This window comes from Mesorhizobium sp. M0019 (assembly GCF_040323975.1).
Lineage (GTDB): Bacteria > Pseudomonadota > Alphaproteobacteria > Rhizobiales > Rhizobiaceae > Mesorhizobium.
Map to the genome: position 1 here is coordinate 1 of NZ_JAMYVK010000072.1, position 25,743 is coordinate 25,743.

27 protein-coding genes and 2 pseudogenes are annotated in these 25,743 nt (G+C 63.0%); 5 read left to right on the forward strand and 24 right to left on the reverse strand.

What is annotated here, in order from left to right; all coding sequences use genetic code 11:
* Positions 1–115: 115 nt before the first annotated feature.
* On the reverse strand, positions 116–319 hold the full coding sequence (locus tag NKK47_RS32035; RefSeq protein WP_352579596.1) for a hypothetical protein: 204 nt from the start codon (positions 317–319) through the stop codon (positions 116–118).
* Between the two features lie 312 nt (positions 320–631).
* Here NKK47_RS32035 and NKK47_RS32040 point away from each other — a divergent pair, with 312 nt between their 5' ends.
* Both NKK47_RS32040 and NKK47_RS32045 read left to right on the forward strand, forming a co-directional pair.
* The gene (locus NKK47_RS32040) at positions 632–1,195 is read left to right on the forward strand and encodes a sigma-70 family RNA polymerase sigma factor (protein ID WP_023676143.1); all 564 of its coding nucleotides are present in this window, start codon (positions 632–634) and stop codon (positions 1,193–1,195) included.
* Positions 1,196–1,245: 50 nt separating this feature from the next.
* Entirely contained in the window at positions 1,246–1,374 is a 129-nt protein-coding gene (locus NKK47_RS32045) for a hypothetical protein (protein ID WP_352569237.1), read from the forward strand.
* A 188-nt stretch (positions 1,375–1,562) separates the two neighbouring features.
* Here the strand turns inward: NKK47_RS32045 and NKK47_RS32050 are convergent, their stop codons facing one another.
* The 10 genes and pseudogenes from NKK47_RS32050 to NKK47_RS32095 form a co-directional block, all read right to left on the reverse strand.
* Complete coding sequence (locus NKK47_RS32050) at positions 1,563–1,781, reverse strand: hypothetical protein (protein ID WP_023676213.1); 219 nt, start codon at positions 1,779–1,781, stop codon at positions 1,563–1,565.
* Positions 1,782–2,006: 225 nt separating this feature from the next.
* Positions 2,007–2,771 (reverse strand): annotated as a pseudogene (locus NKK47_RS32055) (class I SAM-dependent methyltransferase); the annotation flags it as partial.
* A complete protein-coding gene (locus NKK47_RS32060; RefSeq protein ID WP_352569238.1) occupies positions 2,768–3,754 on the reverse strand; it encodes a GNAT family N-acetyltransferase in 987 nt (328 codons plus the stop codon). The pseudogene NKK47_RS32055 and the gene NKK47_RS32060, both read right to left, overlap by 4 nt.
* 7 nt (positions 3,755–3,761) lie before the next feature.
* The gene (locus tag NKK47_RS32065; protein ID WP_352569239.1) at positions 3,762–4,826 is read right to left on the reverse strand and encodes a glycosyltransferase family 4 protein; all 1,065 of its coding nucleotides are present in this window, start codon (positions 4,824–4,826) and stop codon (positions 3,762–3,764) included.
* A gap of 20 nt (positions 4,827–4,846) precedes the next feature.
* A complete protein-coding gene (locus NKK47_RS32070; RefSeq protein WP_352569240.1) occupies positions 4,847–5,779 on the reverse strand; it encodes a glycoside hydrolase 5 family protein in 933 nt (310 codons plus the stop codon).
* Positions 5,772–6,533, reverse strand: a complete 762-nt coding sequence (locus tag NKK47_RS32075; RefSeq protein WP_352569241.1) for a TIGR04290 family methyltransferase — start codon at positions 6,531–6,533, stop codon at positions 5,772–5,774. The genes NKK47_RS32070 and NKK47_RS32075 overlap by 8 nt, the downstream gene beginning before the upstream one ends.
* Before the next feature lie 2 nt (positions 6,534–6,535).
* Complete coding sequence (locus NKK47_RS32080; protein ID WP_352579597.1) at positions 6,536–7,336, reverse strand: nucleotidyltransferase family protein; 801 nt, start codon at positions 7,334–7,336, stop codon at positions 6,536–6,538.
* Entirely contained in the window at positions 7,336–8,439 is a 1,104-nt protein-coding gene (locus tag NKK47_RS32085) for a CgeB family protein (protein WP_352457422.1), read from the reverse strand. Before NKK47_RS32085 ends, NKK47_RS32080 begins: the two co-directional genes overlap by 1 nt.
* Positions 8,440–8,453: 14 nt before the next feature.
* Positions 8,454–9,050, reverse strand: coding sequence for a histidine phosphatase family protein (locus NKK47_RS32090; protein ID WP_352579598.1), 597 nt, complete (start codon positions 9,048–9,050; stop codon positions 8,454–8,456).
* Positions 9,047–10,150, reverse strand: a complete 1,104-nt coding sequence (locus tag NKK47_RS32095; protein WP_352579599.1) for an inositol-3-phosphate synthase — start codon at positions 10,148–10,150, stop codon at positions 9,047–9,049. The genes NKK47_RS32090 and NKK47_RS32095 overlap by 4 nt, the downstream gene beginning before the upstream one ends.
* A 159-nt stretch (positions 10,151–10,309) precedes the next feature.
* Between NKK47_RS32095 and NKK47_RS32100 the strand changes: the two genes are divergently transcribed.
* Positions 10,310–12,142, forward strand: coding sequence for a hypothetical protein (locus NKK47_RS32100; protein ID WP_352579600.1), 1,833 nt, complete (start codon positions 10,310–10,312; stop codon positions 12,140–12,142).
* Here the strand turns inward: NKK47_RS32100 and NKK47_RS32105 are convergent.
* From NKK47_RS32105 to NKK47_RS32145, 9 genes are read right to left on the reverse strand one after another with little or no spacing between them, the layout of a single operon-like run.
* Positions 12,079–12,372: a hypothetical protein gene (locus NKK47_RS32105; protein WP_031211608.1), complete on the reverse strand. Its 294-nt coding sequence runs from the start codon at positions 12,370–12,372 to the stop codon at positions 12,079–12,081. The genes NKK47_RS32100 and NKK47_RS32105 overlap by 64 nt on opposite strands.
* 24 nt (positions 12,373–12,396) lie before the next feature.
* The gene (locus NKK47_RS32110; RefSeq protein ID WP_352569247.1) at positions 12,397–13,443 is read right to left on the reverse strand and encodes a UDP-glucuronic acid decarboxylase family protein; all 1,047 of its coding nucleotides are present in this window, start codon (positions 13,441–13,443) and stop codon (positions 12,397–12,399) included.
* Positions 13,444–13,466: 23 nt separating this feature from the next.
* Positions 13,467–14,576 (reverse strand): CgeB family protein, encoded by a 1,110-nt coding sequence (locus NKK47_RS32115; RefSeq protein ID WP_352579601.1) that lies wholly within the window; start codon positions 14,574–14,576, stop codon positions 13,467–13,469.
* The gene (locus NKK47_RS32120) at positions 14,573–15,667 is read right to left on the reverse strand and encodes a CgeB family protein (protein ID WP_352569250.1); all 1,095 of its coding nucleotides are present in this window, start codon (positions 15,665–15,667) and stop codon (positions 14,573–14,575) included. Before NKK47_RS32120 ends, NKK47_RS32115 begins: the two co-directional genes overlap by 4 nt.
* Complete coding sequence (locus NKK47_RS32125) at positions 15,664–16,794, reverse strand: CgeB family protein (RefSeq protein ID WP_352579602.1); 1,131 nt, start codon at positions 16,792–16,794, stop codon at positions 15,664–15,666. The genes NKK47_RS32120 and NKK47_RS32125 overlap by 4 nt, the downstream gene beginning before the upstream one ends.
* Before the next feature lie 2 nt (positions 16,795–16,796).
* Positions 16,797–17,897, reverse strand: a complete 1,101-nt coding sequence (locus NKK47_RS32130; RefSeq protein ID WP_352569252.1) for a glycosyltransferase family 4 protein — start codon at positions 17,895–17,897, stop codon at positions 16,797–16,799.
* Positions 17,882–19,174 carry a TIGR04295 family B12-binding domain-containing radical SAM protein gene (locus tag NKK47_RS32135; RefSeq protein WP_352579603.1) on the reverse strand — a complete coding sequence of 431 codons (1,293 nt, stop codon included), beginning with the start codon at positions 19,172–19,174 and terminating at the stop codon, positions 17,882–17,884. The genes NKK47_RS32130 and NKK47_RS32135 overlap by 16 nt, the downstream gene beginning before the upstream one ends.
* Positions 19,171–20,250 carry an NAD-dependent epimerase/dehydratase family protein gene (locus NKK47_RS32140; protein ID WP_352569254.1) on the reverse strand — a complete coding sequence of 360 codons (1,080 nt, stop codon included), beginning with the start codon at positions 20,248–20,250 and terminating at the stop codon, positions 19,171–19,173. The genes NKK47_RS32135 and NKK47_RS32140 overlap by 4 nt, the downstream gene beginning before the upstream one ends.
* Positions 20,247–21,353 carry an NAD-dependent epimerase/dehydratase family protein gene (locus NKK47_RS32145; protein ID WP_352579604.1) on the reverse strand — a complete coding sequence of 369 codons (1,107 nt, stop codon included), beginning with the start codon at positions 21,351–21,353 and terminating at the stop codon, positions 20,247–20,249. The genes NKK47_RS32140 and NKK47_RS32145 overlap by 4 nt, the downstream gene beginning before the upstream one ends.
* Before the next feature lie 257 nt (positions 21,354–21,610).
* Here NKK47_RS32145 and NKK47_RS32150 point away from each other — a divergent pair, with 257 nt between their 5' ends.
* Positions 21,611–21,883 (forward strand): hypothetical protein, encoded by a 273-nt coding sequence (locus tag NKK47_RS32150; RefSeq protein WP_023676123.1) that lies wholly within the window; start codon positions 21,611–21,613, stop codon positions 21,881–21,883.
* 6 nt (positions 21,884–21,889) lie between these two features.
* On the opposite strand, the gene NKK47_RS32155 is transcribed toward NKK47_RS32150, so the two are convergent.
* The 3 genes from NKK47_RS32155 to NKK47_RS32165 form a co-directional block, all read right to left on the reverse strand.
* Complete coding sequence (locus NKK47_RS32155) at positions 21,890–22,072, reverse strand: hypothetical protein (protein WP_352579605.1); 183 nt, start codon at positions 22,070–22,072, stop codon at positions 21,890–21,892.
* A gap of 385 nt (positions 22,073–22,457) precedes the next feature.
* Complete coding sequence (gene nadE / locus NKK47_RS32160; protein WP_023676120.1) at positions 22,458–23,291, reverse strand: NAD(+) synthase; 834 nt, start codon at positions 23,289–23,291, stop codon at positions 22,458–22,460.
* Positions 23,239–23,604 carry a LexA family protein gene (locus NKK47_RS32165; RefSeq protein ID WP_352579606.1) on the reverse strand — a complete coding sequence of 122 codons (366 nt, stop codon included), beginning with the start codon at positions 23,602–23,604 and terminating at the stop codon, positions 23,239–23,241. The genes nadE and NKK47_RS32165 overlap by 53 nt, the downstream gene beginning before the upstream one ends.
* Positions 23,605–23,650: 46 nt before the next feature.
* On the opposite strand from NKK47_RS32165, the pseudogene NKK47_RS32170 reads away from it, so the two are divergent.
* Positions 23,651–24,337, forward strand: a pseudogene (locus NKK47_RS32170) (IS630 family transposase); the annotation flags it as partial.
* A 205-nt stretch (positions 24,338–24,542) separates the two neighbouring features.
* Here the strand turns inward: NKK47_RS32170 and NKK47_RS32175 are convergent.
* Complete coding sequence (locus tag NKK47_RS32175) at positions 24,543–25,439, reverse strand: LysR substrate-binding domain-containing protein (protein ID WP_023676118.1); 897 nt, start codon at positions 25,437–25,439, stop codon at positions 24,543–24,545.
* Between the last annotated feature and the right edge of the window lie 304 nt (positions 25,440–25,743).

Genomic DNA, 25,743 nt, shown 5'->3' on the forward strand with positions numbered 1-25,743 from the left:
CTATCGGAGGACAGCCAGCCGGCCAGATGTTCGAACATCGCCGCCACATCTCAGGTGGCCACCGCTTCCGCGATTACTTCATGTTTGTTCGATCGTGCGCCGGCCGATGCTGGCGTCATTTGTTGGTCCGCATCTTTTGCCGGGGATTGATACCGCCTTGAGGCGTGGTGTCGTTCTCGACATCGCCTTCGAACGTGTTGTCGCCCTGATCGAGCCGGTCGCCCTCCTTGGTCGTGCCCTTGGAACTGCCGATGCCGGGATCGTTGGCAAGGTCGCTATCGGCCGGCGTTTTGCCTTTGGCGTGCTTGTTTCCTGTCATGGGTTCCTCCTGTTTTGAGGTGGCGGACTGTCCTTAAGGTGGCGGCCCAGGCTCGCTGCGAAAATCGCGTTTCGACACGCCAATGGCGGCGCCCCGGATTTTCGGACGGCCTGGATTCCAACTCCGCGATACCGGTGGTTGTTCCGTCAAAAATATCACCGCCGGCTGGGTTGCCCAGCCAAGCCGCTCCGGTTCCCGATCCGGGTGATTTTCGCCAGCCGGAACGATCTTTCGCCCAATGCATTTAACTGGTCTGCGCTCACGAACTCATTCTGGACGGGAGCTGGACCATTGCCACCTACAGCCTACGCCTTGGCGACTCGCGAAACCGAAGAAGTTTCCATCGTCGACCTCATACCCGCTTTGAGGGCTTTCGCCCGCACCTTCTGCCGCACTCCCGATGATGCCGACGACCTGGTCCAGGAGACGCTGACCAAGGGCTTGGCCAACATTGACAAGTTCGAAGCTGGAACGCGCATGAAGTCATGGCTCTTCACGATCATGCGCAACACCTACTACACGCGTGTCAGGGCCGCGGTGAGGGAAGCGCCCGGCCTGCTCGACTGCGCTTCGCTGCGGCCGATCTCGGAAGCGACGCAGGAATGGTCCGTACAGGGCAAGGAGGTCCACCAGGCCATCCAGAGTCTTCCTGAGCACCAGCGCGAGGTTCTGATGTTGATAGGCGTTCTGGGCATCAGCTATGAGGAAACGGCCGAAATATGCGGTTGCGCGGTGGGAACCGTGAAGAGCCGGCTCAACAGGGCACGCGCCGGCGTGCTGGAATACCTTGGCGAAAGTTCCTCGCAAACCCTGATGGAAAGGCGCAGCTATCTGTCCGAAGGACAACTGGACTTCGAAGCCGAAAGGCGCCGCTAATACACGTCACGTTAGTTACTGGCTTCGCGCAAGCGCCTTTCGATAAGCGCATGCTGCAATTCGATCGCAAGTTTGGTCAGCCGGTCAGGAACCCTTTCCTGCTCGATGGCCGCAAGCAAGGAAGCGATTTCCCGATCTATCGTCAGATCGGCACGCCTGCTGCCGGAATCTTCCCTTGAGCGAGACATCGCGTTCTCTTGGCAAATGTTGGTTCCTTCACCTCACTCTGGTGGCAACAGTGCGAGTTTGCAAGAATTTGCAGGGCGTCCATGCGACCGGCATCGGTCCTTGCACAGCTTCGTCAGCGGTTGGGCTCTCGCCGCCTTTCAATTGCTCACCGGCTGCAAGCCACATGCTGCCGCAACGATCAGTCTTCAGGCCGCCGATCCGCTGAATGATCCTGGTACTGCTCGGACTTGACCCGATTGCCGTCGAGCCCACGCTCCTTGGTGTGCTGCTTCTTGTCTCTGTTGGACAGAACGGCGTTCTCTCCGATCTTGTCCTTGGGAAGATCGGTCATCGCGCCAGCGCCAGCGCCTTTGCCGTGACTGCCGCGACCGATGTGCTTCTTGCTGCCGGACGCCATCTTGTCCTCCTTCATACTGTCGAATAGCGGCTTTTCCCGTTCGGCATCCGAACCATCGTTGGGCCGCAATGTTCCGCCGGAAATCGTAAGCAGGAAGGCATCGCCGTCCCAGTGCCGGAACGGCTTTTCGCCGTCGACGAGGACTTGCATGCCATTTGCGTTGGCGAAGTTATGGACATCGGCGCGATCCAGCGCCGGCGATCCGCGATATGAATAATTCAAAAGCGCGGCCATGCCCGGCCTCTTCAGCACGCGCGCGATTTCCACGAAATGTCGCTCCGCAAGGCCGGCCAGCACCAGATAGGGAAAGCTGTCGACGGCCAGCACGCGGTCGAAGCTGGCATCGCAAAAATCGGCAAGATCGAAACCGCGCGTAGGGCGGAATTCTACATTGCCGAGCCCGGCGCATCGCCGGCGGGCGATCGAGATCATCGCTGGGGATATATCGCTGCCGACGATCCGGTGCGACAGAGCGGAGAGCGCCTGTTCGAACCGACCGATACCACAGCCGATATCCAGTATGTCGCGGTCAGTGCCGGTAAAGCCTCGCCTCTCCAGCCATGCAACGATCTCAGCCGTAGCGGCAGAGAGCTTTTCCTCATTGCCCAGCGATGACAGCTGGATGCTCGCCGCCGGGGAGATCGCCGCCGCCGCGTCAAACCCGGCCGCCAGCCGCTTGACGACCGCATCGTCGGTCTCGCCCTCGCCACGCTCGTGCCGAACGGCAGCACCTATTTTGCGCAGCGTGGCGAAGATCTCGGGCCTGCGCTGAAGCAGGTCGGCAATCCGTCGTAGTTTTGCCGTCTTTCGCGCATCGGCCGAATGTGTGTTTTGTGCAATCTTCGCCAGTTCTGCGGCTTCGATTCCTGTCTCGAAACGGAGAGCCAGCCTGGCGATGACGGCTTCGACGCCGGCACCGTCTGCCATGCAGTCCTCCAGCACCCGCCTTGCTGATGTCGACCGCCGAGATCCTGGCTGCGTCGCGCTCATCGCCCTTTGCTCCGCGTCCAGATCTTGCGCATCGTCCACCGGTCTACGGCGCCCCAGCTGTACTTGTAGGCCTCTTGCCCGCGCAGAAAATCGAACTCTTCCGCGCCTTCGCAGATCGCCTGCCTTATCGCTTGGCCGATGAGCAGCGCGCCGGGACTTTCCTCGGCATAGGCCGGATCGAAGCCACCGAGATAAGCGCAAGCGCGGCCACGATGATGGAACCCGTAATAGGCGCCCACGATCGCGTTACCGATCGTGATAAGCCAGCATCGGGCAAGCGCTTGGGCAGCCATTTGCGGCAGCGCCTGACGGTGGAATTCTTCCACGCGGGAATCGGACAGCACGCCGTCGCCGTGTCCGGCCCAGCGCGCGCGGTGAAGGCGGATCAGGTGGTCGAGGAATGTCTGCGGATCGGACACGGGTTCGATGGAGACACTGCCGCGTCTCGACGCGGCCCTGTGGGCGCGGCGCAATTGGCGCCTCCGCCGCGCCGGAACACAGCCTTCAAGCGTCTGGTCGCCGGCGAGGGCGAGCACCGGGCAAGCGGCGTGACCGACGGCTTGGCACGATTCGAGCGCGGCATGCCTGATGGCAAGGCCGGCGCCGCCGGGAGGCAGATCCTGCAAGATCCACTGTGACCAGCCGACGGAAAGAACGGCGCCACCGATGACTGCGCCGACCGGTTCGGCGATCTCGGGAAGACAAAGGACATCCAGATAGTCGCTCAACGAAATGCCGAGCGGAAGCAATCGCGCGCCGGCGTCGTGGCGTTCCAGATAGAGTGGCGCCAGGCCGACCAGATCGTCGCCACGCCAGATGGCGACCGTCGCTAGCTCGCCGGGAGCAAATGTCCGCCACCATGGCAGCAACCATGCGGGAGACTGGAACGGCGTCGCCGAGGGACTGCGCGACCAGAGTTCCCACCAGTGCGGCTCGAGGGCTTCGAGGTCCGCCGGATCGTCGATGGTCTCACTGCGGAGCATGTCGCGCTCACTTTGCCGTCGCGAGCTGCCCGCTGTCTGTGCCGAGCCGTGCCAGCGCCCGATAGGCGTCCATGTAGGAGGAAACCATGCGGTCGAGTGAAAAGCGCCGCCGCGCCTCGGCCCGGCAGGTCTCGGGGTCCAGGCTGGGTGCGGCAGCGATGGCTTCGGCCATCTCGTCGACATCCCCGACCAGATACCCGGTCTTGCCGTGCTCGACCACATCCGGCAGTGCGCCATTCGGGAAGGCCACCACGGGGGTGCCGCAGGCGAGCGCCTCCATGGCGACGAGCGAACTGGTTTCCGCGGCAAGGCTCGGGATGACTAGGCAGCGGGCTGTGTTCAGCAGGCGCCGCTTGGCGACAAAGCCGAGCGGACCAAGGAAGCGGCGCCGGTCGTCCAGCCGGGGTTCGACCTCGTCGCGAAAATACGCTGTGTGCGTTTCATAGGGGTAGACCTTGCCACCGATGACCAGCGGCACTCTGGCCTTCTTGGCTGCGTCCAGCGCCAGATGGATGCCCTTTTCCGGGCAGACGCGGCTGAGCACGAGCGCAAAGTCGTGTTTGGCCTGCGGTTCGCTCAGCGCGTCGACGTCCACTCCGTTGGGAATCGGCCCGATCAGCCTGGCTCCCGGTGGTGCGGTTCTTTGCTGAGCCGCCGATACGGCATGCAGCCACAGATCGTTTCGCGCCGGACGCAGAGCGTCGGCCGGATACCAGTCGAGCGGCAAATGCAAGGTCACCAATGTCGGCCCGTCGCCCGGCAGATAGGCGTCGAAATCGATGCCGTGCAAATGAACCACGTCGATTGGCCAACGGGCGCGCGCGGTAGCAATTGCGGCGCGATGAGCACGCTGTGCCCGGTGCCTCGCCGCTTCATCGAGCACGCCCGGTTCGGCCGGCGTCTCGATGAGGACACCCGCAGCGCTCGAGCCCTGGCAGCCGATCACGATCGAGCGGTGTCCGGCCTGTACGAGCGCCTGGTCGAGCATCGAGAGCACCTGCTCGGCACCACCGACCGCATCCGGCCCGACCGGGGCGAGGGGATAGGCGACGTTGAGGACGGTGAGCGTCATGGCTGGAGAGCCGAAGCTCCTCACGCTGCGGAGGCGCGCAGCCTGCCGACCGAAGGGGCAGCGATGCTGCCGGCATATCGGCGCGTCATTGCCGCGCAGAAGTCGGCGAATTCCTCCGGCACCAGCGGCGGACTGCTGTGGTGCGGCATCATTCCGCGGTGTTCCGGCGTGAAGCAGAAGGTGACCGTCACGTCGAAGTCGGCCAACGCCTCCATCTGCCTGTCGAACCAGTCAAGTGCGTTCGGCCTGAAGCTGTCGGCCCAGGAAAGCCCGGTGCGCAGATTGGTGACGCCGAGCCGTTTCATCCAGGCGACGGCGTCACCCAGCCGGTGATCTTCGAAATGGAACCACTGCACCAGTCCCATTGCCGGCGCGTGGCGCAGGAATTCCTCGAGCGCGGGCTTTGGCGTGCCGTCCTGGCGCAGCAGGCCCATGTAGAAATGGCGGTAGTAGGAAGAGCCTTCCGCCTCGCGATGGCGCGTCGTCGCTTCCCATTCTCGCGGCAGGTCGTAGAGGCTATACCATTGGATGCGCGGTGCGTTGCCGATCAGCAGTTCCGCGGTCCGGCGCAGGCCCCAGACCTGCACCTCCTCGGCGCCGAAGGTCGACACGCCGACCTCGCTGACCCATACCGGAAGATCGGTGACAGCCGAAATCTCCCCGATCTTCTGCGGCCATTCGTGGATCTGCCAGAGGTTCCAGTCGAGCGGGAAACCGTGCACGGCGACAGCATCGACATGATCGAGCACGTCGAACTCCTTCATCCGTGTCATGAAACCGGCATCGATCGGCGAGATGCCGCCAAGAACCTTGGTCAAGGCCGGATTCTCCGACGCGATCGCGTCGGCGGCCAGGATTGCCATGTTGGCGAAGCGGCTCCAGTCGGGGTCGAGCTCGGGATCCCAGTGGGATTTGTTGTTGGGCTCGTTCCAGATCATCGCGGCTTCAATCATTTATCGGTCCTTTCGACGGGTAGACGGCGGCGCCGCCGGCCGGCACGTCGCCGGTGCGGCAGAAATAGACCTCCTGCTCCGGTTGCAGCACGATCTCGAAGCCGGCGCTGCGCAGCATGGCTTCGGTGCAGGCGCGATTGGGAATCCACCAGTTGGTCGGGTCGTCGGCATAGCGATGCTCGATGAAATGCAGCTTTGGGAACTCCGGCCGGTCGAACAGGTCGTGGGTCCAGAAATGATAATTCTGCTCGAGCGCCGGCACGTTGGTGCTGCCGCGCTGCATCGACTGGAAGATCATCAGGTCCCGGGCGACGTGCTCCCGGATCAGATCGAGTGCGAGCAAGGGATGGCGCAAATGGTAGAGCACGCCCATGAACAGCACGATGTCGAACCGCTCATGCAGGGCGCCAACGTCGTAGACCGAGAGCTGCCGGAATTCGATGTCGCAGTCTGCTACCTCAGCGGCAAAGCGCGCCTGCGCCAGGTAAGCCTCATCGAAATCGATGCCAAGCACGCGGCCGGCGCCGCGGCGTTTCATCTCGATCGAATAGAAACCCGCATTGCAGCCTATGTCGAGCACCGCCTTGCCGGAAAGATCGGCGGGGATGGCGTCGGCGAATTTGCGCCATTTGATCAGGGGGTAATTGCCGAGGAAATGATCGGGAGCCGTTTCGACGCCGGCCAATTCCATGTTGTGGAACCATGGGCCGAGCGCATCGATACGGCGGCGGATTTCGGCATCGGAATGCAGCATGGCTAGCCTCCTTCGCCTGCGAGGACAGGGACGTGCTGGTGGCCGGGCAGCGTAATGGCGACTTGGTCGTCCTTGGTACCGCCGGCGCTTTCAAGCAGGCGAAGTGCGGTGCGGTAGCCGTTGAAGGTGCCGACGTCGACATAGGCGGTGCCAGCCTTGATGCCATAGGCATCGCCTCCGGCGGCGAGATAGGCATTGACCAGCGTGCCGATATATTCGTCGCACCGGTCCCGTTCCCGCCACAGCGCGGCGAGCTGGTGAAGGGTGCGGCCGGGCATCTTGAACGCACCCCAGATCCAGTTCGATTGGGCATTCTGCTGCTTGACCTGGATTTGCTTCACCCGGTCGTCCTGGTCGACAACGACGGCATCGAAGAACTCCGGCTGGTCCACCGGAAACAGCAGGAAGGACAGGCCGTCGTCCGGGAGGGCCAGGAAGCCGTCTTCGGGAAACCAGATCGTATCGGGCAACCCGACCAGAACGGTCTCATCGGCTGTGACGACCGGTGCGGCACGGAAGATGGCGTCGCAAAGGCCGACCGGAGAGGGCTGCACCACAAACAGCGCAGTCGCGTCGGCATAGCCGGCAGAATAATATTCGAGGATATCCGACTTACCCGAGCCGATGACGAAGCAGATCTTGTCGGCCCCCGCGCGCACCATGCGGCGCACCAGGTATTCGCTGACCGCGCAAGGCCGCTCGGTGTTGCCGTCGATGCGGCTGCCGACCGGCAGAAGCTCCTTCGAAAAGCCGAGCGGCTGGATGCGGCTTCCCCGTCCGGCTGCGGGCACGATGCCCAACATCAAACTGCCTCCTTCAACGGCTCGCCATGCGTGGAGCCGTGCAGTGCATCGGACAGGATGCGGTCGAATTCCTTCGCGCGCCGCGCCGAGGTGTGTTCGTCCAGCACCCGCTCGCGCGCTCGGCGGCGGATCGCGTCAAGCTCGGCGTCGGACAGGTCGAGCGCGGCGACCACGTCGTCGGTGCTGTTCGCTACGACGATCTCTTCGCCGGGCCGGAAAAAGGCCTCCAGTCCCGGCCATGTGTCGCTCACCATCGCGGCACCGCAAGCGGCGGCTTCGAACAGCCGGCCGGAAGGACACCAGCCCCTTTCGGCCATCGCCTCGCGGGTCACGTTCAGGGTCAGCCGTGATGATGAAAAGAAGGCGGGGTGGTCGGCCGGCGGCAGATGCCGGACGAAGAAAATATTGTCGCTCCACGGGAATTCCTGCGGATATTGTGCGCCGCCAATGATGAAGCGGCGCTCCGGCAGGCGCGCAGCCGGACTGACCAGCAGCCTCTCGACCCCGGCCTGGCGGTCTGCCGCATAGGTCCCGAGATAGGAAAGGTCGCCGGCAAACTCCGGCCTGGGCGGGGCGGGCCGGTGTCGCTCTGGATCGACATGGCCGTAGAGCGGCATGACGCGGCGCGCACCCAGCATCGACCTCAATGCGTCGATCGCGGTGCCTCCCGTGTAGCTCAGCACGAGATCGAAATCGCGAAGCCCTTCCGGCCCGAAATAGGCCGGAGGCTCACCTTGTTCGATCCGCGCCAGCGTCACCGGCGTATCCAGATCGTAGAACACCTTCAGCCCGCGACACGCCTGGTGGGCAAGGCGCGACGCGCTCACGGCATCGGGGCAATAGGAGGTGACGATGACCACATCGGCCTCATTCATCGCCTGCTCGGCAACGCGCTGGATGTCCTCCCAATCCTGATAAAGGACGAGGTTGCCGCCATCCAACTGGTCGAGGTCGCGCGTCCCGGCATAATAGGGAGTGTTGCGTTCGAAGAAGGTGATAGACCAGCCCAGCCCGGCCATCGCCCGGATCAATCCGCGCCACAGCGTGGCGTGCCCATTGCCCCACGACGATGTCACGGTAAGACCGAAAATGACCATGCGCATCCGGCAATTCCTCGTCAGGCAGCTTCGTTGAGTCTGATCAGGTTCGACCCCCAGTCCCCCCAAACAACCGTGGTGATCGACGCTGGGTCGATATCGAAGCGAAAGCAGTTTCCCAGCGACAGGCCGAGCACCTTGCACACGGCGGCCTTGATGACGTCGGCATGGCTGACCAGTGCGACGCCCTGGTTCTGGTAGGTGCCGCGGACCTGCTCGATCAATGAGACGACGCGTTGCTGCACGTCCAGCATGGTCTCGCCGCTCGGTGTTCTCGCCTGCTGACGCTGGTCGTTCCACACCCGCCAGTCGGCATCCTGGTTCAGCTCTTCGAAGGTCTTTCCCGACCAGGTGCCGAAGTCGATCTCATCGAGTTCCTCGCGGATCACGATATCACCGGCATTGCAGGCGAGCGCGATCGGATTGGCAGTCTCCTGCGTGCGTTCGCGCGGGCTGCAGAAGATTGCCGCTATCGCCTCGCGTGCCATGCGGTCTGCCAGATGCGAGGCCTGTGCCTTGCCGGCTTCGCCGAGGCAAACGCCGGCCATCCGTCCGGCAAGATAACAGCCGACATTGTCGTGCGCGGCGTGGCGCACCAGAAAGAACGTCGTCGTCATTCCGCGGCATCGAGCATCGGCTCGTCCTTGCCCGCGATGAAAGAGAGCGTGCGCTGGCGGGCTTCCGCGTCGGTGAACTGCTCGGGCGGCGATTTCATGAAATAGCTGCAGGGACCGGTCAGCGCGCCCGCGATACCGCGGTCGAGCGCCAGCTTGGCGCAACGCACCGCATCGATGACGACGCCGGCCGAATTGGGCGAATCCCACACTTCCAGCTTGAGCTCGGCATTCAGCGGCACACCGCCGAAGGTCGTGCCTTCGACCCGGATATAGGCCCACTTGCGATCGGTCAGCCACGGCACATGGTCGCTCGGCCCGACGTGAATGTTGCCGGGCTCCAGGGGAACGTCGATCTGGCTGGTGACGGATTGCGTCTTTGAGATCTTCTTCGATTCCAGCCGCTCGCGTTCCAGCATGTTGAGGAAGTCGGTGTTGCCGCCGAAATTGAGCTGGTAGGTGCGATCGATGCGCACGCCGCGCTCGCGGAACAGGTTGGCAAGCAGACGATGTACGATCGTCGCACCGACCTGGCTCTTGATGTCGTCGCCGATCAGCGGCAGGCCGTGCTGCTCGAAGCGCCGGCGCCACTCCGGCCGCGAGGCGATGAAGACGGGTATGCAGTTGACGAAGGCACAGCCCGCCTCGAGCGCGCACTCGGCATAAAAGCGCGTTGCCTCCTCCGAACCGACAGGCAGATAGGACACCAGGATTTCGGCGCCGCTTTCGGCGAGGATCTTGCCGACGTCGGCGACCGGCTCGTCGGCCTCCTCGATCTCGTCGCGCAGATATTTGCCGATGCCGTCCAGCGTTGGCCCGCGTTCGACGCGAGCGCCGGTAGGCGCCACATTGGCAAAGCGGAAAGTATTGTTCGGCGCGCTGTAGATCGCGTCTGCCACATCGCGTCCGACTTTGCCCTTGGCGACATCGAAAGCGCAGACCACCTCGATGTCCTTGACATGGTAGCCGCCAAGATCGGCATGCATCAGCCCGGGGATGGGCTCATTGCTCCTTGCGTCATGGTAATAGGTGATGCCCTGAATAAGGGAGGAGGCGCAGTTGCCGACGCCTACTATTCCGATCCGAACTTTCTTCGATCCCACGAAACCGCTGCCTATGCTGTTGAAGGTAAGTTCTTCGTGCCAAACCACCTGCCTCGCTGATTGTTCCTTGCCGGCTGCAAAAATCGTGCAACCGATGGTGGATCAAAGTAGCGCTCGCCGAGTTGTGCAGCTGGGGGTGAGGCCAACCGGGACGGGACAATGATCGTCTATGGCGACCACAAGCGAATTGAGAGCGCGCGATATGTTCGCGGCACGGCCTGCGAAGCGGCCGGGCACATTGCGGATATGCCAAGCGGGATCGGACGGCACGCAGCCCTGGTCGGCCTGTTCATCAAGATCTCGGAATTGGTCCAGGGCCTTGCCGATGCTGAATTCGAGGCCAACGGCATGGACAGGAATTCCCGACAGCGGATCGCGGGCGCAAATCTCCTGGTCGGCTTGGCCCGGGACGTGGGCAGATCGTGGAGGGCCGGATTCGCCGTCGACGGCCCGGTCGATGCCGACGTGCCGCGAATGTTGGCCGAACTCGAATGCGATGGCGACATTCTGACCGGCGCGGCCGAGGGCTACGCTCATTACGCGCTTTATCCGGAGAGCTATTTCGTCGCCGCGCGGCAGTCGGTTCTCCATGCGAACACATGCGTAATCGGCATCCGCAGCATCGGCCTGGGGTTGGCAGCGATGGTGGCGGCAGCCATCGGCGCGCCGGCACCCGTCAGCGTCCGTCCGACCGGTCATCCGTTTCGCAGGCGGCTTGCCGCCGATCCGGAACTGATCGGCGGCTGGAGGACAAGGCCATCGGCCCATTTCGCTGTCGTCGATGAGGGCCCGGGCCTGTCCGGCAGCTCGTTTCACGCAGTCGTCGCATGGCTGCAAGCGCTGGATATCGATGCCGGGCGCATCCATCTGTTCCCCAGCCATTCGGGTGGGCCGGGTCCCGAGGCATCGGCGGACAGTCGTGAGGCATGGACGGTTTGCCAAAAACACACCGCGGATTTCGAACGGACTTTCCCCGCTGGATCCGCTGTCCCGACGTTGCGGGATTGGGTGGCCAGGACGATCGGCAGCACAGCGGTCAACTTGACCGAAATATCTGGCGGAGAGTGGCGTCGCTTTCGAGACAGGACGGAGGAACATTGGCCACCTGTTCACCGCGGCTTCGAGCGGCGAAAGTTTCTTGCTTCTGCGGGCCGGGAAAAATGGTCGGTCAAATTCGTCGGCCTCGGTGAAATCGGAATGCACAAGGCCGAGACTGCCAGGAGGCTGAATGACGCAGGCTTTGGCCCGGACATCGCCGGGCTGTGCCATGGCTTTCTCGTTGAACGCTGGATCGACGGTACAACGCTGGAGCGGGCAAGGCATTCGAAAGAAAAAATGGTCGCTCATCTCGCGCGCTATCTGGCCTGGCGCGCAGCCAATCTGCCCGCCTCCGAACCGGGCGCCTCGCTGGAGGCGCTTGCCGACATGGCCGTGCAGAATACAAGCGAGGCTTTGGGCGAAAGCCGCGCGGCGGAGCTGCGGAACTGGTTCTCGAAACAGGCTCCACCAAAGACCATGCAGCGGGTCGAAATCGACGGGCGGCTTCATCCGTGGGAGTTCATCCTTTCGCGCGGCGGAACGCTGATCAAGACGGACGCCCTCGACCATTGTCGGTCGCACGATCTGGTCGGCTGCCAGGACATCGCCTGGGACATTGCTGGCGCCCGTGTCGAGTACAGCCTCGCCGACGCGGCGACTGCGGCACTGTGCAAAGCTGTCGAGGCGACTACGTCTCGTCCCGTCGATGCCAATCTGGTCCACTACTACGAGCCCTGCTATCTCGCCTTCCAGCTTGGCTTGTGGAGCATGGCTGAGCGATCGGGCGATGATCGGGAACAGATCCGGCTGGCGGCCGCGGCCAGACGTTACGCTGCCGCGCTGCTTCGTTTCCTGGAAAGCCAAGGCGACCTGCCGCCGCTCGAGCGGGATCAGTCCAGCCGGCGCAGCATATCCGCTTCCTTTTCGAGGATGGCCGCTACCTCCTCGCGCTGAAGATGCGTCATCATCAGGCTCACACAACATTCCAGATAGGTGATGGAGGCGCGCCGCAGGAAGGCAGCCGTCTCCTTTGCGGCCATTTGTTCGATGTCTTTGGCGGATCGCTTCGGATGCACAATCGTCTCCATGCCGGTACCTTGACAGAACCAGAAGCTGGACGGGTTGTTCCCGCGACGAGAAAAAGTGACCAAATCCGAGACGACGGCGCTTTCCGTCGTGACCAAGCAGCGGCCAGACGCTCCCCGCCTTCAGGCCGGCAGGTTTTGCAGCCGGCCTGATGCAGCACGCACGGTGGCGGCAATTCGACGTCTTCTGTCGATCATCTGCGCCGTCTCAAGCTCGGCAAAATAGCCGATTGTGCGCACCAAACCCTGCCTGAGCGGCACTTTTGGCGACCAGCCGAGAAGCTTCCTTGCGCGGGAAATGTCGGGTTGCCGACGGCGAGGATCGTCTTGCGGCAGCGGCAGGAATTTCAAGTCCGATTTGGTTGCGGTCATGCCTCTCACCAGGCTCGCCAGTTGCAGGATGGTGAACTCCCCCGGATTGCCCAGATTGACAGGCTGGCGCGGATTGGGATCGACCTCCATCAACCGGATTAAGCCGTCGACCAGATCGGAAACGTAGCAGAACGACCTGGTCTGCAGCCCGTCGCCGAATATCGTCAGCGGCCGTCTCTCGAGTGCCTGCATGATCAGATTGGAAACGATCCGTCCATCCGCAGGATCCATCCTGGGACCATAGGTGTTGAAGATGCGCGCGACACGGATATCGGCCTTTCCCATTCTCAAATAATCGAAGCACAAGGTTTCGGCGGTGCGCTTGCCTTCGTCATAGCAGGCCCGGGGGCCGATGCAGTTCACGTGGCCGACATAGTCTTCCTTCTGCGGATGCTGTTCGGGATCGCCATAAATTTCGCTGGTGGACGCCTGCAGGAACCGGGCGCCATTGCGGGCGGCGAGCTCCAGCAGATTGAGCGTTCCGATGACGCAAGTCCGCGTCGTATGGACCGGGTCGGCCTGGTAACGCGGCGGCGAGGCCGCGCACGCCATGTTGAAGATGCGGTCAACCGGTTCGCCAAGCTCCAACGGTCGGCAAATGTCTTGCTTGATCAGCCGAAAATCCGGACGATCGGCGATCGATGCTATGTTCTCCATGCGGCCGGTAAGGAAATTGTCGACGCAGATCACGCGCCAGCCGGCCTGGAGCATTGTCTCGCAAAGATGCGAACCGAGGAAACCTGCGCCGCCGGCGACAAGCACGGTCTTGGTCCGTTGCGCCTTTCTTGATAGCTGCATCTCTATCTTCTCCCGTCTGCGGGTCATGCTGCGCTCTCGACGTCGAGATCGAGAACAGAACGTGGCGATTTGGCCTGCGCCAGCAGCGAAACGAATTCGCGGGCTCTTGCGATGCTTGTGTGAGCTGCGAGGATGAGCACGCGCGCCTGCTTGGCCATGGCAAGCCGGGCGCCGTCGGATTCCCCGGACAGGATACCGATTACGTCCTCGGTCCTGCGCGCCGTGTGGATCGTCCACTCTGGAAACAGGCTGTCCAGTCCGGCCCAGCTATCGCTGATGATCGCCGTGCCGCAGGCGGCTGCCTCGAAGAGGCGCACGCTGGGCGACCATCCGGCCGCGATCATGGAACTGCGCGTGACGTTCAACGTGTAGCGTTGGCGGCTGTAAAAGGCGGCGTGATCTGCCGGCGGCAGGTGTTCGATGCGATCCACATTGTCCAGCCAGGCGATTTCGCGCGGATACTGCGAGCCTGCCACGACGAAGCGGCGCTCCGGCATGCGACGCGCCGGTTCGAACAGCAGGGCCTCCAGCGTCGCCTGGCGGTCGGGGCTGTAGGTGCCGAGATAGCCGAGATCCCAGCGGATTGGATCACCGGTTCCGTGATGCCGTTCCGGGTCGACGGAGCAGTAGAGCGGCTCGGCCCGCCTCGCGCCGAATTCCGCCGTCAGACGGGCAAGCGTCGGCCCGCCGGTGAAGGAGAAATAGACGTCGAAATACGGGACCTGCCGCCTGGCAATGTACTCGCAATCATCGGTCGAAAGCTTTGCCAGCGTGATCGGCGTGTCGATGTCGTAGAAGCAGAACTGACCCGTGCACAGCGATGCCACGACGTCGATGATTTCAGGGCCTTCGGGAACGAAGGAGCCGACGACCACGATATCGGCATCGCGCAGGCAGCGCGCAAAATTGCGGCGAAGATCATCGGTCGTCTCATAGTAGCGCAAGGCGCAGAAATCGGGATCGCGCAGATCCCGGTGACTTGCGTACCACGGCACGTCGCGTTCGAGAAAAGTGACGCGGTGGCCGAGTTCGTGGAGACCTTTAAGCAGCCCCCGAAAGGTGGTGGCGTGGCCGTTTCCCCAGGATGAGGAGAGCGACAGGCCAAGAAAGACGATGTCGAGCGGCTTTGTCATTCGGCCGCCTCCACGGTCGGACGCTCGAAATGGCGCCTGAAGATGGCGTCGGCTAAAACGGCACGTGTCGTATAGGTATGTTCGCCAAGCACGCGCCGAAGCGCCGATGTCCCGATCGCCTTGGCCCGTTCGGCACTAAGGCTTTGCATGATCTCGGCGACGTCCTCGCCATCGCGCGCGACCAGGATTTCCTCGCCGGGTTTCAGGAACAGGTCGACGCCGAGCCAGGCGTCGGTGATGAGGCATGCGCCGGCGCCCGCCGCCTCAAAAACGCGCGTCGCAGGTGAAAAGCCATTGGCCGCCATGCTGTCGCGGCTGATGTTCAGCACCGCCTTGGCCGTGACGTTCAATGCATTGTGGTCGCGCGTGCCGACATGGCCGAGCCATCGGACATTGGCGGGCATCTGCTTGTCGCCCCAGCCCGATCCGCCGAGCAGGAAGCGCTGATCGGCGGAGAGGCCGGCCGGGTCGAGGAAGAAGGCCTCGACGCGCGCCTCGCGGTCCGGCAGCCGGTTGCCGAGAAAGGCGAGATCGCAGGCAAAGCGCATGTCCTTGCCGACCGGATGATGCGTTTCCGGATCGAGCGCGTTGTAGATCGGCGCGCATTCGGCCGCCCCCATTGCCCGATAGGCCCAGACCACCGGGTCGCCGCCGCCATAGGTCAGCACGAGGTCGATTTCCTGCAGCGCGCGATGCAGCGGATGGTCGGGCTCGTCGCGCAACTGGCCAAGCGTCGCCGGCGCATCGACATCCCAGAATACGGTGAGCGCATCGGCACGGGCGTGATCGAGCACCGCCCGCAACAGCGCGTCGTCGGCGAAACCGACGCCGCTCGCCTTGACGACGATATCTGCCTCCGCCGCCCGCGCCGCCACCTGCATCAGCGCCTGTGGGGTCGCCTCATAGACGACGACGGCACACCAGTCCGGCGCCTCGATGTCGCGGTTCTTCTGGCGATCGTAGACATCGGGCTCATAGAAGGTGATGTCATAGCCGAGCCTGGCCAGAGCCTTGAGAAGCCCGCGGTAATAGGTGGCCGCGCCGTTCCAGTAGGACGACAGCAGGCTTGACCCGTAAAATGCAATCTTCATTCGGCGGCCTCCGTTGCAAGGATCGTGTCGGCGGCTTGGCGGCGCCCGCATTCGGCGAGCACGCCGAACAATTGATCCGCCCGGTGCCGGCATGTGTGCCGCAAGCGGATGGTCTCGAGGCCCGATGTCGCCAGAGAAGCGGCGAGATCCGCGTCGTGCAGCACGGCGCGAAGATGACGCCGCATCTCGGAACCGTTGTTTGCAAACAGAAAATCTACGCCGGGCCTGAACAGGCGTTCGACATCGGACCACGGCGCCGAAACCAGCGGGATGCCGCAGGCGAGCGCCTCGAACATACGGATGGTCGGGATGCCTGGCAGGCTTTCGCGGTATGGACGCCTGGGGATGTGCACTGTGATGCGGTTTGCTGCAAACGCCTTCGGCACGTCGGCGTTGGCGATCCAACCTTCGTAGTGCAGGCCGGCGGCCGCAAGGTCGGCGAGCGCTTGCCGTGGATAGCGAACGCCGTGGACAGTGCCGCTCAATCCGAGCTCACGCACCGGCTCGACCAGGAATTCCCTGATTTCGGCGCTGCGCTCGTCGTCGCCCCAATTGCCGATCCAGATCAGGTCGGCGCAGCGCTCGATTTCAGGATGGGGCTCGAACAGATGGTCATCGGCTGCCTCGTGCCAGGTAAAGACCCGCTTGCCCCATCCGGCGCGAAGATAGCTTTCCCGCAGCGCCTCGCCGAAGGCGAGCACGCCGTCGTAATGTTCAAGCTGCAAGGCAGAAATCGCTTGCGTGGCCGAGATGGCGCGATGGTGCGTGTCGTGGAACAGCAGCGTGAAACGGCCGCCAGTTGCTTTCGCCTTGCCCAGCCGCGCAACAAGGTCCGGCTCGGTCCACTCATGCACGATCACCACATCGGCATCGGATATCCAGGCTTCGTGGTCGAAAGCGGCATCGTAGGTCACCGGCATCAACTCGGGGAAATCCTTCCGGAATCGCTCGATCGCGAAGGACCCTTTCTCGGCTACCAGGTTCGACCGGCTCCAACCGTCGGCGGGTTCCAGCGCGATCGCCTGGTGCCCGCGCGCGACCAGCTCGCGCATGATGCCGCGCAGGAAATGTGCGTTGCCGTGGTTCCAGTCGGAAACGATCGAATGGGTGTAGAATAAAAATCGCATAATCAGTTATCCGCCATGGTGGCCAGGGCCGCCTTGTCGTAGACGCCGCGCATGGCGGTCGCCTGCCTTGCCAGTGAAAATCTGCGGCTTCGGCGCGCCGCCGCCTCACCGAGCTCTCGCCGGCGCTGCGCGTCAATGCAAAGGCCATTGATGCAGCTGGCGAGATCACTCGGATCGCGCACGTCGTAGAACAGGGCCGCGCCGTCCCACAGTTCCCGGTAGGTCGCGATATCGGCAAGCACCAAGGGCGTTGCCGACATTGCGGCTTCCAGCGTGGCCAGGCCGAACGGTTCGTAGAGCGACGGCGATACGAAGATACCGGCCCGAGCCATCAGCAACCGCACTTCCTCATGTGGCACCGGTCCGACGGGAACGGCGTGACTGAAGCCAACATGCTGGCCGTCCGGGCCTTGCAAGGAGCCGGCGACGAAGACCGGCCATTGCGTCAGGGAGGCGGCCTGGTCCAGCACCGCCGCATTCTTTCCTTCGTCCCACCAGCGCGCGGCGGCGAAAACGACCGATTCCCGTCTTTCGCTCTTCGCGCCGGGCCGCGCCCCGTTGCCGACGACGCTCAGGCGGGCGATCGGCCCGTAGCAGGTTTCGAGCATGTCGGCATGGCTGCGGCTGGGTGCAACGACCATGCCTGCTTTGTCGAAACCGCGCCGGTTGCGGTCCTTCTGCCAGGCCCATTCGCCGTCCGCCGCCTGTCCCTTGACGGCGTGGAACCATGTCACCACGCAGGAATGCGAGACCGCTATCACCGGGCAAGGCACATCGAGCCCCGCGGCCTGCGTCGGCGCGTTGAGATGGACGATTTCGACGGCGTAGTCACGTATGAGCGGGTGCAGCTCCTGCTGCAATGTGTCGAGGTCGTGCTCGTTGCGGGTCATCCAGTCGGGCGGCGTGTTGAGCCATGTCAGCGCCGCGAATGACTGGGCCTCCTCGGCCTGCTGCCTGGACGGTTCCGGACCAACCCCGGCAAGCACGACGCTGTCGCCGCCGGCGACCAGTTGCCTGGCCAGATCGAGCGCATAGCGCCAGACGCCACCGACGGCATCGACGGTCATCAGTATGCGACGCGGCGGGCTCAGCGTCCGCAACATGTGGCCTCCAATTCAGCCAGCGGACGCGGCCGCTTCTCCTGGATGTCGCTGAACGTTCGGAAGGATGCGAGGTAATGTTCATGCGCGCGCTCCCAGGCGAGATCGTCCGGCTCGCCCCAAAGTTCGCGGTAGCTCGGCGAACTCGGATAAGGATAGAGCGGCACCGGTTCGTTGGCCCAAACGCCGTTGTCGATCAGGTGCTTCCGCCAATAATCGACGAGCGCGGGATCGTCCTCGACCACGCCGATCAGATTGGCCTGCACGAACGGCACGTGGCGCCTTGCGTCGACCAGCAACGCGGCCAGCTCCTCGGTGCCCAAACGGCAGCGTTTTGCCAGCATGGCGCGGCCTTCCACAGTCAGGCTTTCGAGCCCCGCCTCTATGGAGACGCAGCCGGCGGCGCCGAGCATTCTCAGCAGTTCCGGTTTCCAGAGGTCGATACGGGTCTGCACGCCGAACTTCACATCGCGATCGACCAGCGCCTCCAGCAAAGCCTTTTGCGGCAGGAAGATCTCGTCGATGAAGTAGATGTAGCCGACGCCCTGTGCGATCAGCCGGTCGATCTCGGCGATCACTGCTTCGTGGTTCCGGCGGCGATAGGCATCGCGGAAATCGATCTTGGCGCAGAAGCTGCAATTGTACGGGCAGCCGCGTGACGCTTCGACCTCCGCTCCGAAACCGACCTGACCATCATCGAAGCGATGATGGTGGTGCGAATGGGCGGCAATCCAGTCCGATGGCCATTCGAGCGCTGGGTGATCGATGAACGAGCTCGCATGGACGCCGCCGTTCGAGACCAGTTCTCCATCCTCGAAGTGGGCGGTGGACGGCACCGCGCTCCAGTCGTCGCGCCGGGCAAGTTCCGCGACCACTTCCTCGCATTCGCCGCGCACGACGATGTCGACGCCAAGCTTGCGCAAAGTCGGCGTCGGCGTCGCCGAGCCATGCGGCCCGACGGCGACGGTGCGACCGCCGCGCCTGGCAAGATGGTTGAGGAAATCGGCCGGCACGCGCAACTCGGGCGGTGCGCAGCGCCAGAACAGGTAGGTCGGCGCGGTGCTGACGACGGTCATGTCAGGCTCGAATGCGGCGACGCGATCGGCGAGCGCGGCGTTGTCGAGCTTCTGGATCTGCCCGTCCAGCATCAGCACCTCGTGGCCGGCTGCTTCGAGCAGCGCTTTCGAATAGCCGAGTTCGAGCGGCAGATGCGGCTGGCGGCAGCCGAAATAGATGCTGTCCTGGTACGTCCAGGACGGATTGACCAGAGCGACCCTCATGCCACGTACCTCGCCGGTTCGGGATGCGGGTCGAGGCGATGACGCTGCAGCCAGTCGGCGAGGTCGCGGATGCCGTTTTGCCACGGGACGTGCGCTTTCCACCCCAGCGCCGCCTCGATCGCGCGCGTGTCGGCGACGAAGAACGGTTGGTCGCCGGTGCGTTCGCGGTCGTAACGAATCGGAACGTCCCGTTTCGTTATGTCGCGAATCTCCTTCAGCAGCATGCGCAGGCTGACGGCGTTTTCCGGTCCGCCGCCGAGATTGAATGCTTGGCCCTTGATCGCCTCGATGCGGTCGAGCACGGCGCGATAAGCCGCGACCGCGTCGGCAACATGGAGGATGTCGCGCACCTGCTTGCCATCACCGTAGATGGTGATCGGCCGGTCGGAGAACGCGTTAAGCAGGAAATGGGCGACCCAACCCTGATCCTCCGTCCCGAACTGGCGCGGTCCATAGATGCAGCTCATGCGCAGCACCGCCGTCGGCAGGTCGTATGACTTGGCGTAGTCGAGGACATACTGGTCCGCCGCGCCCTTGGAGCAGCCATAGGGCGTGCAGAAATCGAGGCCGCGCGTCTCGTCGACGCCGTGCGCTCGGACGCCCGCGTCGCGAGGCGCGTATCTGCCGTCTTCTTCGCGCATAGCAAGGTCGGCGAGGCGGCCATAGACCTTGTTGGTGCTGGCGAAAACGACGGGGATGCGCTTGCCGCTGCGGCGAGCGGCTTCCAGGACGTTGAACGTCCCGCGCAGGTTGATGTCGAAATCCTCGTCCGGCCGAACCAGGCTCGTGGTGACGGCGGTCTGCGCGGCAAAGTGGAAAACCGCCCTCGAGCCTGCCACCAACGGCGCGAGCGCCTCGGCGTCACGGACATCGGCGATTTCGACGGCGAGGCGGTTGCCGTGCTTTTGCGTCAGCCATTCCAGGTTCTGCTCGACGCCGGGACGGCTCAGATTGTCGATGACCAGCACCGGCTCGCCGTCCGACAACAGGCTGTCGGCGAGGTTCGAGCCGATGAAGCCGCTGCCGCCGATAATGGCGACGGGCGCTTCGCGAAAATTGCGTGAATCCGGTCTCATGATACCAGCCCTCGCGCTTCGAGTTCCCGCTTCATCTCGGCGCTGCGATCGATGGCGACCGTGTTACGCACCCAGGCGACGAAATCGCCGAGCGAATGCTCCAGCCGGTGCTGCGGCTGGAAGCCGAGCAGTTCGCGCGCCTTGGAGATGTCGGCAAAGCAGTTGCGGATATCGCCGGAGCGTGCCTTGCCGAGGATTTCCGGCTGGCGTCCAGGCACGCCCATCGCTTCGGCGAGCAGCCGGGCGACCTCGCTGACCGCGTAGGCCCGCCCGCTGCCGATGTTGATGACGTGGCCGCGCGCCTGAGGCTGTTCCAGCGCCAGCCGGAAGGCGAGGGCGACATCGCGTACATGAACGAAGTCGCGCTGCTGTTCGCCGTCTTCGAAAATCAGCGGCCGCTGGCCATTGGCGATGCGCGAGGCGAAGTTCGCCAACACGCCGGTATACGGGTTGGAGAGTGCCTGTCCGGCGCCGAAGACATTGAACAGGCGCAGCGCCACCGCGTCGACGCCATAGGCTTCGCCGAAGATCAGCACGGCTCGTTCCTGGGCGTATTTCGTCAATGCGTAGATCGAGGCGAGGTCGACCGGTTTCTGCTCGTCGGTCGGCAGCGGCAACAGGACTTCACCTTCCGGCGACAGGGGATTCCATTGGCCGCTACGGATGTCGTCCGGCTGCCGTCTTGCATTGTCGATGCGCCGGCCGTCCGGCGTGGCATAGAGACCCTCGCCATAGACGCTCATCGACGACGCAACGACGATCCGTTCGATCGGCCGTTTGATCAGCACTTCCAGCAACGTGGCGGTGCCGAGGTCGTTGGCGCCGACATAGCGGGCGATCTCGTACATGGACTGGCCGACGCCCACTTCAGCCGCCAGGTGAATGATCGCGTCGACATCTTCGACCGCCTCTGTGACGGCGTCGCGATCGCGAACGTCGCCTTTGATCAGCTTCGCGCCTGGCGGCAGGCTGATTGCCTCGCCGCCATGCACCTGGTCCAGCAGCGCATCGAGAATTGAAACCCCATAGCCATGTTCAACGAGTTCCTGGGCGACGTGGCGGCCGATAAAACCGCAGCCTCCCGTGACCAGTATACGTTTCACGACAACTCCTCATACGAATGGCTTTGCCGCCCCAAACTTCCGGGCGAAAGGTTTGTTCCCTTGCTTCAACAAAGTTCAGGAGGCTCGCCGGGGTAGGTTCAACCAGGCGTGGGAACATCGAAGGCTGCTTGGTGTTAGGAGCCATGTTCGACCAACCGCGCGCACATGCCGGGCAGCGATGCATCTGCTGGTTGTGTGGAGGCAGACCGGCAACGCGGGGGTCTCGCGGTCTGCGGTGGAATCGAAGGGAGATTGCGATGTCTGAATCGAAGACGACCACCGATCACGACGAAATCCGCCGTTGGGCCGAGGATCGCGACGGGCGGCCGGCGGTGGTGCGCACCAAGGGCGAGGGCGGCATACTGCGCATCGACTTCGGCGAGCCTGAAGAGACGTTCGAGCCCGTCGAATGGGACGAGTTCTTCAGGATCTTCGATGAGAACGAACTGGCGTTCCTCTACCAGGATGAGACCAGCGGCGGAAAGACTAGCCGCTTCAACAAGTTCGTCGAGCGCAGCCGGAAAGGCTAACATCGTCTAGTACCCCTGCACAGAGGATTCGACGGGTTCGATGGGTTGTAGCCTGGGTAGGATATCGGGTTTGACGAGCAGTTCAAATGCTGCGCCGAGGCCCGGTTGCCTGCGGATCAATCCGACCCGCTCGAGGGTGAGCACCATCTGATGGACGGAAGGCGCGGTGACGCTGAAGAAGCGCTGCATGTCGCGTTGGCCGCAGAACTATTCGAGACGACGGAAGCGATCGAGCGCGTCCTCGTCATAAGGGATGCCTCCCAACTCTCGGGGTGCGCCGAGGCTAGACTTCGCCTGGAAAAGGCGACGACGCGCATCATCGACTATGGCAGCGGCGACCTCACGCAAGAACCCTTTCACGTGAGGATCGTGCTTGCAGATGGCGTCGCCGCCTACGTCGGATCGGCCAACCTGCTCAGGCGCTCGAAGGTAGCAAACCCGAGTGCGGAATATTATCGAGGGTCCGGCTGTTCATGCCGTCAAAGTGCTCGTCGATGCGGTTGCCAACATGGCGGAAGCAATCTCCACGAGGTGCTGACCACGAAACGGTATCATGGAACTATTGCCAATGCCGTCATGGCGAGAGTGTTAGCGCAATCGCTGTCACCGGAAGCGCGCGCTTATGTGCCGTGCTGGAATGCACATGAAGAATCCGCGTCCGCGCGGCCTCGTCGATTTCCTTGCCTTCGAGGAAATCGTCGATCTGTTCATACGTGACGCCATGGGCATCTTCGTCAGGACGAAGCGGGACAAGGTTCTCCAGGTCGGCGGTCGGGATCTTGTCGACGAGTTCGGGCGGAGCGCCCAGATGCGCGGCCAAGGCTCGCACCCTGCGTTTGTTTAGCCCCGAAAGAGGAAGGATATCGGCGGCGCCGTCGCCGAACTTGGTGAAGAAGCCCATCAGTGCCTCGGCCGCATGGTCGGTGCCGATGACCAGTCCTCGGCTGGCGCCGGCGAGCGCGAACTGGGCAATCATGCGCTGACGCGCCTTGATGTTGCCAAGCAAGAAATCCTCGCGGCCTGCGTCGCCGAACTCGACACCAGCCCGCTTGATCGAATCTAGCATTGCGTCGGCAGCCGGCTTGATGTCGACCCGATGCACTTCGTCCGCCCCTATGGTGTCCAAAGCCCGCTGGGCGTCGCTCTCGTCGGCCTGGTTGCCATACGGGAGCCGAACGGCCAGGAATTTGGCGTCGTATCCAGCCGTTCGCAGTTCCTCAACGGCCCGTTGAGCCAGAAGGGCCGCGGCAAGTGAATCCACCCCGCCGCTGATCCCCAGTACATAGGTGCTGAGCCCCGATGCACGCAGATACGTGCCGAGAAAGTCGATACGCCGGCGTGCCTCCAGCGCGACGTCAACACTGGGAGCGACACCCAACGCGTTGATAATCATTTCCTGTTCGGTCATTGGCAGTGGGTGCTCCTGATATCACAGCAATGACGGGTTCGATGGGTTGTAGCCTGGGTAAGATATCGGGTTTGACGAGCAGTTCAATGCTGTGCGCGAGGCTGGGTTGCCTGCGGATCAATCCAGCGCGCTCAAGGGCGAGCACCATCTGATGGACGGAAGGTGCGGTGACGCCGAAGAAGCGCTGCATGTCGCGTTCGGCCGGCGCGCGATCGTTGAGCAGGCCGTAGGTCCAGATGAAGGCGAGGTACTGGCCCTGCTTTTCGGTGAAGCGGGGTCGGTCTGGCGGCCGTCCGTCACCTAATTGATTCATTTTCTGATTCTTCCGGAACCTCCGCAACCGAAGGAGGCCTTCCGGGATGAATGTACGCTATCGCGTCGATCTCGACCAACCCGAACGCGACGAACTCACAGCCATGCTGGCAGGCGGCAAGCATCCGGCGCGCAAGCTCAAGCGGGCGCAGATCCTGCTTGCTGCCGATGCCGGCCGCAGTGACGAGACCATTGCCACAACGGTGGCGGTCGGCGGCTCCACTGTCTACCGCACCAAGCGCCGCTTCGTGGAGATGGGCCTAGAGGCGGCGCTCAGCGAAGAGCCACGCGCAGGCGCGCAACGCAAGCTGACGGGCAAGGAAGAAGCCCTGCTGGTGGCCACCGCCTGCTCCAGTCCGCCGCCGGGTCGGGCCCGTTGGACACTGGATCTGCTGGCCGATGCGTTCGTCAAGCTGACCGAGCACGAACAGCTGGCGCGCGAGACGGTGCGCCGGCGCCTGGCCGAGAACGATCTCAAGCCGTGGCGCAAGGACATGTGGTGCATTCCAAAGGTTGACGCGGAGTATGTCGCGCGCATGGAGGATGTGCTCGACCTCTATGCCGAGGCACCGGACCCGAAGCGGCCGGTGGTGTGCTTCGACGAAAGCCCGACCCAACTCATCGGCGAGGTGCGTCAGCCAATCCCGGCCGCGCCGGGAAGGCTGGAGCGCTACGACTGCGAGTACAAACGCAACCGCACCGCAAACCTGTTCGTCTTCCTCGACGCGCATCGTAAGCGCTGTTTGCCTCGCACCTTGACCACGACGCCGTTGTGCCGTTTCGAAGACTGCCGCTGTGACGGAGATGGCAACAAATGCGCCAACAGCGGACGTTGTTGGATTGCGATCCGCAGCACCAAGGTGACGAAGGCCGTCAATATTCTTCGCGTTGACAGCGGTTCTGTGGGACACGAAAGCTGCGTCCAATAGGAAGCTCGCGCTACCTCTTCTCCAGGCCTTTGAGATGTTCGATGAAGGCCCGCAGTTTGGGGTGAACTTGAGACCGCTGCGGGTAGTAGAGGTACACACCCGAGCTTGTCCCGGTGAAGTGGTCCAGAACGACTTCGAGCTTGCCGCTCGTCAACTTGTCGCTGATCGCTTCTTCAGGGCTGTAAACGACCCCTAAGCCGTCGACGGCCGCATCGATCGCCAGCAGAACATCATTGAGGATCAGCGGCCCCTTTACCTGAACCTCAAATTCCTTGCCGTCGCTCTCGAACTCCCACCGATCGTACACACGATTGCCAGCTCCCGCGCAGATGCAAGGATGGGCCAACAGGTCTTTTGGATGTTCAGGGTGCCCATGCTTGTCAAGGTAGGCCGGTGCAGCAGCCACAACCCATCGGACGGGACCGAAGAGTTTGAGCGCCACGACATCTTTGGCAAGGATGTCTGACACCCGTATTCCTGCATCAAACCCGCGCTCGAATATGTTGGTGGCCGCGTTCTCGAAGAAGATCTCAACCGTCACATCCGGGTACTTTTCGATAAAGGTCGCGATCAGCGGCCTAAGGAAGTTCGGATAGACGGTCTGCGGGACATTCAAGCGCAGACGACCGGCAGGCTTGTCCGCTGCGCTTCCCGCGTCCTTCATAGCGGAAAGGATCGCATCCAGCGCCGGTCCCGCCTGTTGCAGGAATTTCTCCCCGGCTTCGGTCAAGCTCGTAGCTCGTGTCGTTCTTGTAAGCAGGGTGACGCCCAGGCGAGTTTCGAGGTGTCTGATCATCTTGCTTATCGCAGGCGGCGAAACCCTGAGTGCTTCTGCCGCCGCCGTGAAGTTCCGCTTCTCGGCGACAAGCGCAAACGCCACAAGCCCATCAAGCTGATCCTTGTCCATTATGAACCTCTGGTTAATGTCGCATCAACCCGAATGCCATTTTTTGAAAGGAACGGCCATCGTATTCTGCGCTCACTCACGAAGACACAGCCGCAAACGCTGATGTGTTTCGGAGGTTGATCAAACCCAGTGGAGGTGCAGCACCATGAAGAACTATGCAGACGATTTCGAAACAGGCGCTCCCGAGATGCCAAGCCGCCGTAAATTGTTCGCCGCTGGGCTAGAGCGGCGGACTTTCATGTGAGTCCATACCCTGCGGCTGCGAAGTAATTTCTGCATTCTATTGGAGAGAAGAGATTGCAGA